The sequence below is a fragment of the Bacteroides sp. genome (assembly GCF_052357945.1).
Taxonomy (GTDB): Bacteria; Bacteroidota; Bacteroidia; order Bacteroidales; family Bacteroidaceae; genus Bacteroides.
On record NZ_DAWCXD010000175.1, the window covers coordinates 1 to 9,112 of the forward strand.

A 9,112-nucleotide genomic window follows, 5' to 3' on the forward strand; every position below is an offset into this window, starting at 1 on the left:
TAATAACATTTTAACAAGCGAAAAGGTAGAAGATTGTCAACTGCTGATTCGCATACTTTTCAATTAAATAAGAATGAATATTTCCGAATTAATATCCGCTGGTTTTATTGGCTCTGTTACTACATTGGCTATTAAATCAGTTATTGATATGCTAAATGCTCATAATCAGCATAGAAGAGAACTAAAAATGCAAATGTTTAAAAGAAAAACAGATGTAGTGGAAAAAGCGATAGCATGGTATCAGGAAGCATTGGATACATATAATATGATGCAAATCACAATCAAGGGAATAGACACAAGCAATCAAACTACATGGCTTGCATTGCAAAAATTAATAATGAAATGTAATAATCTATTTGAAGAATCAGTAAGTAGGCTTAACCCTTTATATTTGTACTATGATTTTCAGGAGATTGAAAGAAAATTTCATGCTACGGAATCATTGAGTGATATAAATGACAAACTTGTAGAAATTCAAGAAATAGGCGAAAAAATATCTAAACTTGATTCCAAAAATAATCAGATTGAATACGAAATGCTACAAAAAGAAGAAGCTCTTGCTTTTAATGATTATTCAAAATTGATAGAGAATCAGAAAAATATAATTATTTCTATACAAAAACAGCTTAGGGAGGAATACAAAAAATATCTTTGCTGATTTCAATGAAAACATAACGATGCCTATCTATTGGATATATTGTATATAAAAAAGAATAAGGAGACCGGACAATTAAGTTCAGTCTCCTCTTTTCTTTTATAACTTAAATCCATCAGGTAGAATCAGGTTTACTTTCTTCCGTACTCCACTGCCATAACGGTATTCCTCCAATTGTTTTTGGCATAATGAAGATTCTGTAAAACCGGATTGAGTAATTAACCGTTTTCTACCTTCAAGCACCCAGTTCATAATTCCGGGTAACTCTGTAGAAACAATCTTCTCAGCCAGTTTCGGATCCACTTCCGATTTGGGTATCTGGACTTTGAAGGGAACGATAAGAAACCTCCTGAAATATCCGTTCGATTTGTCATTGGTTCTCGGAAGTTCGTTCAGACAGAAAAGCATTTTGGCGTAATCGGTAAGTGTTGCCACATCCTTATATAGTTGTCTGGTGCTGATAGGTTCTCCACTGGCAATACGTTTGATATCCCCCGAGAAAGCATTTGGAGCGACATCAGAGCAGGTATTCAGCAATTTTCCTGATAAATTTGCCCTGCTTCTGTCTCCATTCTCACCACACATGTCCGACAAAGATTCATGGGAAATATTCTCCTTACCCTGAAGAGCCTCGACAATATCCACGAACACCGATTTCCCATTTTTCCCAGAGCCATAGAGAAACAAGACCTTCTCCAGTTTCAAAGGAGTAAAGATCCAACCGATATATTCAGCCAACACCTTCTGAGCGTCCTTGTCCGGTAATACTCTGTCCAAGTACTTCATAAACATCTGACACGTCGCATTTAGGTTATAGGGGTAAGGAAGAACATACCTGAAATAATCCAAATACAGATGTTGTTCCAGCCTTCCGGTTTTAAGATTAAAAGTACCGTTCTGAAAGTTAATTTTCTCCTTGTCCTGCTCTACCGCCAATCCCATCACCGTATATGGAAACTGCTTGAATAATCCTTCCACCACTTCCCTTTGTGATGCTTCCACCATATTATTTGTCATTCTCCCCAAAGCTTCCCTGAGAAATATTTTCAAATCAAAGTCGTCAATACTAACCCAATGGTTTCCGGTGTAACAATAAACACACTGGTCCCTGAAAGTTTGGAAAGGATGACCGATACTGATTGCCGTCTGCTGTATCTTGTCACAGATTTCAGCATTCGTCCCCTTCTTATTGGTTGGAGTAATTGATTGGGGAATGGCATTGATTATATCCCCTAATAATTTTTTGTAATCCATAATCTTAAATTTTTCTATATTTACTACCAAAATTACCTTTATCATTAACCCACTTATAGGCCTTCCTTACTTCACGTTTTATCTCCTCTTCTGAAAAATCCGGTTCTATGAATTGGGAGAGATATCTGAAAGCTGTTTCTTGTGGAATACCCCATTCCGCTAATTCTCTGGCTCTATCAAAAGATGACCGATGTCTGTTTCCACGTGTCATTGGGTACTTGTTAAATCCACCTTCCAAGAAATTTAGCAGCTTCTCATATTCGTAAGGTGGAGCATAAGTTTTGACACGAATAACAACTGGGGAAGAAGGGGATGATGAAATTTTCTTCGTCCATACAATACTGTTCCTGTTCTGATAAAGATCAGGGTCACTGCTAAGATAACAAGCTCTGGATATCCCTTTACAACTGTTATCCCAGAACGGAGAGTTATAATGATCCTTCAAAGCATCAAGGTATTCGTTATGGGTGGTGTTATCAATATTATTGGCAACACGGACAATAGCCTTATAACCTCTACCGGAAGGGGAAAGGAATGCTGCATAGGTATAAGGGTCATTAACCAGCATATTCCATACATCAGGCATTTTTGGAACCGGAATCTTATCGAAATCAACAACTACAAGACCTGAAGGAGTAATAAGAGCATCATTACAGAATCTTCCGAATGTTCCGGCAAAAAGACAGATAGGTAATTTCCCTTTAATCTTCTCATATGTAACACGGTCTGAATCATAGTAAGCCCTTGCCTGATCTATCCGTGATTTTAATTTTTCTTCCTTGATTATATCAAATACCAGATCAACATCCACATAGTTGGGAGGATATTCCATAGTCTGATAATACTCCTTACCTGTCAGTGAATGAATATGTTTCTCACTGTAGGGCTTTTCTTTAAAAACAGTTGTTTTCATATTTTAATATTTTTTACCTCACATTTCCTTCTTCCCTCCCTCAAGAAAGAAAGGAGGGGAAAGCGGGGAGGGGAAATTATAAACCCTATTTTTTTTACTATTTTCTGAATAACTAGAATTGAAAAAGTTAAGTAAAATAGGCTTTTCCACCCCTTTTCCCGCTCTATTCCCGACATTTCCTCTTCTCTCTTGAGGCAGGGAAAGAAAGAGCTAGGGATAAAAAGGAGAAGGAACAATAGAAGGCACAGATGTAGTAATAGCGACTTTGATAGCTTTTTTTCCTTTTCCTCAATTGTATAACCTTCCTCTTTCAGTTTGTTTTTTAGATTGGATTTGGACTCGAAGCGAATACTATTGCTCTTGCAGTACTCCTTATATTCATTATATAACTCGGATAATCTCTTGAAATCCTTATCACCCGGTATGTAATGTTTACTTCCCAGGAACATGACAACACTGTCAGTATCTTCCTTATATTCCTGTTCCAGAGCTTCAATAGTCGGAGATGGACTGAGTTTCTTTCCATTCCTGATAAACCGTTGCAAGCCTTCAATCGCCCATAATAAAATACCGGGAAGTTCGGAGCGAAGTTTTCTGGCTAAGTCAGGGTCAGCTTTCTCCTTGCTTATCTTCATGCCGAATGGAATCATCAGCAGTCTCCTTCTGAAACCATAGGAACTGTCTGAACTGGTCGGAATCGAGTTGCAGTTAAAAGCCAGTCTTGCATATCCTTTTACCATTTCCGGGTCTTGATACAGCCGTCGAGCTTCTACCGGTTCCCCACTGGCAAGTTGTTTGAATATTCCATTACCCCATATTTTACCATTGAAGTCGCTGCTATAGTTCAGAAGTTTATTCTTGATCATAATTCGTGAATAACCTTTATCATCACATAAGGAGTTGATGTTATACGAGCTAACATTATTCTCTCCCAGTACAGCCATTATTGTCTCAAAGAACACACTTTTGCCATTTGCTCCAGTTCCGATGCAACATAGAACCTTCTCCAGTTTGATGAAGGGATTAAGACAGCAACCGACAAACTCCTGTAATACTTCCTGAACATCCTTTTCTGGAAGAACTTCATCTAGAAACTTTTGAAACATGGGACACATCGCTTTGGGGGCGTACTCATAAGGAAGGACATAGAAGAAATAATCATCAGCCGAATGCTCCTGTTCCTTCACACTTCCATCATGACCAATCACAAGGGTCGTATTAGTCAGATTGATTTTAACCACACCCTTATCCCGTTCTGTCTGCTTGTAAAGAGAATAGCAGGCCTGTTCATGGATCCTGTTCGCTATCCTCACATTTCTGGCTGTATATTTGTCAGCTCCCATTTTCTGGAAAGCCTTGCCTAGGAAATGTTTCAGGTCAAGCTCGTTTATCGGTTCCCAGAACACTTTGTTATACAGATAGCACGTTCCTTCCTCATTGATCACAAGGCCATAGCCCAATTGTTCAGTGACTTCCTTCACTTTCTCGACAACAAGGACGGATTTGTTCTCATCAGTGACCTGTATGGAATAGATCTTCTCCTGAAAAAGTTTCTTCACATCAGGATCAGTTTCCTTTTCCAGTCTCCGGTACAATCCACCGGCATAAATCTCCTTGAAATCCGTTTTTGGAATATTATCAAGGATTTCCTTAAGAATTTCTTTTTGTTTATTCATTCATTGCTTTTTTAGTTTACAATTTGTTATCTTCTTATTTATAAGCCTGTTACATTCTATACCCGGGATATTTTCAGGCATAGGAGGACCTGTAATGAAAAGAATGTAGCTTTTCACCATACTGAATTTGAATTATGTTATTGCTTGTTCTCTTCAAATCCACAGAGTGTTTCCAATTCCATAACTTCTCTTTGGAAACCATGATGAAAACGGTCTTGTGGAAAGTGGATGTCTTCCGGTTCTATCAGTCTGTTGATACCACCAAGTTACCGGAAATATCATACAGTTCGATACTATGTCCCAGCTCCTTCTCAATATGTTGCTTCAATATTTTGGGGTTGACAGCTGGTGAGTCAGAATGGAATCTGATATTTTCCCGATATCCTCTGAAAGCGTTTGCCGCAATACTACCGACATAAAGTGGAATATGAATATCAGTCAGTGACTTGCATCCTTCAAATGCTGACTCGTCAATATCCAGATCTATGGGGAGAGTAACTTCCTTCAGGTTTATACATCCCTTGAACAGATTGGCCGGTACTGTATCCGCATAATCCGGAAGTATCACCCTTTTAACGTGCCGGTTCACATAAAAGCCACCAGGAAACAAGCCCGTCCCACTTTTTGACAAGTCAATCTCTGTTTTCTTGCAATACATCCGCTTCGGGAATATATTTTCGTTCCCTTTTAAATGTTTCATAATCAGTTTTTTACCTTGGTTAAAATTCTTATTAATGGGAGGGAGAACATCGAATTCTCCCTCTTCCGGTTGGGAATTGCTATTTGATGCTCCACAGAATATCGTCAAGCCTTTTTATTGTATTACCCATCAGTTTTTCGCCCTTATATTTAATCTGGTCGGTAAATCCATTGAATACGTAGAAATCACTGTTCCTATAACCCAAAGCGACCCCTTCCGGAAACAGCCATCTGGCTTCTCCTGAAGACTGTTGTGAGATATATCCCGCTTTACTGGCGATAAGGAAGAAATAAACTTTTCCAAACTTTGTCGAACCCGAGAAACTTTCAAAAAATGATTCGGTAAGAAAGGCCGGCACTCTCTTTTTCGGTTTATCAGGATATATCATTCCGAATGTGATATTGTCACCTCCGTTTCCAAGAACAAAGTCTTTAGTCAGGGAAAGGAGCAGGTTGTCTTTCCTTTCCGGCCAGTTCATGCCGACATGGGTTGTATAACCGTCTTCCAGATCAATGGACGGAAAGGTTTTATAATGTGGACCGATATCGGAATGGTCCGTATCAGAATAGGCCTTGTACAGAGGCATGTTTTTGCCTATTTCCCGGCCGATTTTATGCGTAAGGTAACTGAAATTGCCCAAAAACTCTTTCTTTACCTCACCCAAAGAAGTATATTCTTTTTTACTGGGAAATGGTAATGTATTTGTTGTTGATAAGTTCTTTTTTTTCATTGTTTCTTGTTTTAAGGGTTTATTTACTGCTATCCTTCTGTTTCCAAGCCATTTACATTCTGCGCCAAGGATATTTTTAAGCACAAAAAGGGCTGTAATGGGAATTTTGGTTTTTTCCATTATCGTAATTTTTTTATTAAACTTCAATTGTGATAAAGCAAGCTGGGCCCCTGCTTACTTTATATTAGAATTTCATATATCTGCCTGCAATTGTTTCGATATTTACCTCCTCATCCTTGACAGCAGATTGTAACAGAGCATACCAAAGGTTCAGATCACTACTAACAATAACCAGCTTCTTTTCCAAGTCGTTATCAAGGGAAGTTACAAGATCGCCATTTTCGTCAACTACGGACACACCACGTACCAGATATTCACTGACCGGAGTAACATGAATTATAACAACTCCAACAAGATACATCAATTGGCATTGTAATTTGTTGATAATCCCAGTATCAAGTTTTGTTTTTTGAGGGAGACAGAAACTATACCCGTCTTCCCTAAGTTGTTTCAGGTTCTTCATTTTCTGAGCATTGTTTATAGAATCCCCACCACCTCTCACATGATGGAGAAACTGGGATTAGTGTTTTAAATTAAAATCAGCAAATAATTCGTTCAACTTGGCAATAATCATATTGTCCTTGCTCTGGCTAGCGTTCTTCTTTATCTGGCTTATTTCCTGTGCATTGGTAACTCCTATGCCTTCAAGAAATGTAACCAGCAGATTCATGGCCTCACTCCGTTTCATATCTTTTTTTATCAGAGAATCCAGTTGCTTGTAGATCCATTCCGGTAGCACTTTCCAACCGAGAACTTTGGCTGAGTTCCCTTCAAAAGACTTGGCGGCTGATTCATAAAGTTTCTTGTCCTCCTCAAATGATGTAGTATCAGCCAGCTCCTCCAGTTTTTGATCATCAGTTGAAGCCTTGATGCAGACTGTCTTTGAATTGGTTTTGCCACCATTTACCCAAGACCATGCAGCGGAATCAGATCCGGTTTTGGCTTTCTCTTTTACCCACTCCAATTTTTCAGTTGATATACCTTTCTCTTTTGCTGTGGCAAGGAGTTGTGTCACCCAATCCATACCATCCCAGGGATTCGTTGCTGAATTGGCTTCCCGCAGCACCGTGGGAACGTTGTAATCATCTATAAGAGGAAGATAGACATAGCCCTCATATTCTGTTTTGCCCTCTTTCCTTAACTTCTTGTTCAATTGCTTGAGAGCCTCCATACGGTGCTGTCCGTCAATTACAATAAGGATAAGATCGAGGTCTGGGGTATCCTCTGTGATTGGATTTCCGTCAGACTCCTCCAGTTCCAGTCCCGCTTTTAAACAGACGGCAGCAGGCACGACAAGAAATGGAGAGATTATACCTTTGCAGGCCAGAATGGAAGCAATTTTTTTCTTGACCTGCTTCGCATCAATATCACGGTTAATCTTGATGCGCCCGAAAGAATACCCCATTCCGAGTAATGTAGATAAAGTGAAAATCATTCCTCTTGTCAGTTTTATTGGTGCTTCTTTTGGGGAGGCTGTTGAATTAGGTTGTTGTATTAGATTATTTTCCATAACTTTTGGTTTTTAATATTGTACTTACTTTTCCGATTGCTCACACGCAGGATTTCTAGTACCTTATAGGTATCGAAAATTACGGTCTTTCCGTTCTGGAAGATTGCATCATCAAGCAATCCTTCAGTTTTCATCCTGTTTACCGTACTTACAGAGATACCCAGTACCTTTGCAAGTCCTTTAATACCCGTTATGAACTGTGGTAAATCCCGATAATCATTTAGTGAAGATTGCTTTTTCTCTTCCTTTACCTCTGTTCTTTTCACTTGGTGCAGTAATTCCAAAAACTCTGCACCGTTCATGGTTAGCACTGTCTTATTAAGAAGTGCTTCGAGTGATTTTACTTCTTGTTCCATTTTCTATTTGTTTTTAATATTACGATGCAAAAATAATGATAGCGACAAGTCCTATAAAGGAAGTTACAAGTTATATACTGAAAGTTACAAGTCGTTACAGAAGGGCATAAAAAAAGCGTCATTTTTAGACGCTTTTTATTGAATTTAGTGGTGTGGTATATAGCTCAAGGCTTCGTCTATTATTTGCTCCAACCTCTTTAGGTTGGTTTCATTTGTCTTTAAGCAACCTTTTGTATCAACCAGTCTTGAATAAATTGTTTTTAAATTATTGGCTTTGTTTCCAAAAAAATCCTCGGTTTTCTGCCAACAGTTGTTTTTACTGACTCCCAGACGCCTAATGAAGAAGGCAAGGGACTTTTCGTCTGCAATCCATTTTAAATAAGAAATCTTATCTAGTTTTCCTTTACCGGTCAAACGGTAACAGAATAGGCGGATGTCAGTGTCAGGATCTATATATGCTCCTTTAATGTTATCGAACAAGTACTTCACGGTCTCAGATTTAAAACTTAACCCGAAATGTTGGTCCTTGTCCTCGTCAGGGCTTTCTGAATCTATATCGGATAAACCCTCAATAATCTGTTTCGGGCTATCTAATTTATAATCAACTATATTAATACTTTGTAAGTTAACAGTTCCCTTGAAAAATGGGAATGGCAATGATAATATTTCTCCTGTTTCTTTACGCCACCATTCGTATTCATATTGAATCAGGGGGGCATAATCTTGTGAACTGAATGATAAAAATATGGCACTTTGAATTTCAGCAGAAGATTTTCCCGACATTAAGGTAAAACCCAGTTTTACAATATATTGAGGTTTTTCATATATATAATAGTAGAATAAGAAAAAGACATCCAACATAATATTGGGGCATTTGCATGTAACTTCATCAACTGTATGTTTATCAAATGAGTACTCATTAAGGTAATTCTCAATTATGAGACCCAAAATCTCTTCCGGAATGCAATTTTCTATATTGTTTGCTCTATTACTAATAAACTCTTTCAGACGAAAAAAAATCAGAGGAATTCGCTCTTTGTATATCTGATAATATTTTTTACCAATATACTCTATTTCTTTTAGAATAAGTAAAAAGTTATTTTGAGAAATACTTTTGCAAAATTTTATAATTTGTTTTCCGTATGAACTTGCCATTCCCCATAGGTAAATGTCCATAAGTTTATCTATACCAATAGCAGATTCCAACTGATTGCATATATCACAAATAGAATCCCATAGCTCTTCCCTATCATCAATA

At 38.0% G+C, this 9,112-nt stretch carries 10 protein-coding genes; 1 reads left to right on the forward strand and 9 read right to left on the reverse strand.

Annotated features, from left to right (window positions below; genetic code table 11):
* Positions 1 to 73 precede the first annotated feature (73 nt).
* A complete protein-coding gene (locus ACT8YW_RS20265) occupies positions 74 to 658 on the forward strand; it encodes a hypothetical protein (RefSeq protein ID WP_444106947.1) in 585 nt (194 codons plus the stop codon).
* 96 nt (positions 659 to 754) lie between these two features.
* Here the strand turns inward: ACT8YW_RS20265 and ACT8YW_RS20270 are convergent, their stop codons facing one another.
* The 9 genes from ACT8YW_RS20270 to ACT8YW_RS20310 all read right to left on the reverse strand — a co-directional run.
* Positions 755 to 1,909 (reverse strand): DNA primase family protein, encoded by a 1,155-nt coding sequence (locus ACT8YW_RS20270; RefSeq protein ID WP_444106948.1) that lies wholly within the window; start codon positions 1,907 to 1,909, stop codon positions 755 to 757.
* Between the two features lie 4 nt (positions 1,910 to 1,913).
* Positions 1,914 to 2,822 (reverse strand): BT4734/BF3469 family protein, encoded by a 909-nt coding sequence (locus ACT8YW_RS20275; RefSeq protein WP_444106949.1) that lies wholly within the window; start codon positions 2,820 to 2,822, stop codon positions 1,914 to 1,916.
* A complete protein-coding gene (locus tag ACT8YW_RS20280) occupies positions 2,819 to 4,498 on the reverse strand; it encodes a DNA primase family protein (protein ID WP_444106950.1) in 1,680 nt (559 codons plus the stop codon). Before ACT8YW_RS20280 ends, ACT8YW_RS20275 begins: the two co-directional genes overlap by 4 nt.
* A gap of 244 nt (positions 4,499 to 4,742) precedes the next feature.
* A complete protein-coding gene (locus ACT8YW_RS20285) occupies positions 4,743 to 5,198 on the reverse strand; it encodes a leucine-rich repeat protein (protein ID WP_444106951.1) in 456 nt (151 codons plus the stop codon).
* 79 nt (positions 5,199 to 5,277) lie between these two features.
* Complete coding sequence (locus tag ACT8YW_RS20290) at positions 5,278 to 5,928, reverse strand: hypothetical protein (protein WP_444106952.1); 651 nt, start codon at positions 5,926 to 5,928, stop codon at positions 5,278 to 5,280.
* Between the two features lie 184 nt (positions 5,929 to 6,112).
* Positions 6,113 to 6,451: a hypothetical protein gene (locus tag ACT8YW_RS20295; RefSeq protein ID WP_444106953.1), complete on the reverse strand. Its 339-nt coding sequence runs from the start codon at positions 6,449 to 6,451 to the stop codon at positions 6,113 to 6,115.
* A gap of 57 nt (positions 6,452 to 6,508) precedes the next feature.
* Positions 6,509 to 7,498: a hypothetical protein gene (locus ACT8YW_RS20300; RefSeq protein WP_287818641.1), complete on the reverse strand. Its 990-nt coding sequence runs from the start codon at positions 7,496 to 7,498 to the stop codon at positions 6,509 to 6,511.
* The gene (locus ACT8YW_RS20305) at positions 7,483 to 7,854 is read right to left on the reverse strand and encodes a DUF3853 family protein (RefSeq protein ID WP_444106954.1); all 372 of its coding nucleotides are present in this window, start codon (positions 7,852 to 7,854) and stop codon (positions 7,483 to 7,485) included. Before ACT8YW_RS20305 ends, ACT8YW_RS20300 begins: the two co-directional genes overlap by 16 nt.
* 144 nt (positions 7,855 to 7,998) lie before the next feature.
* Positions 7,999 to 9,112 (reverse strand): hypothetical protein (locus tag ACT8YW_RS20310; RefSeq protein WP_444106955.1); only part of this gene is annotated, 1,114 nt, incomplete at its 5' end.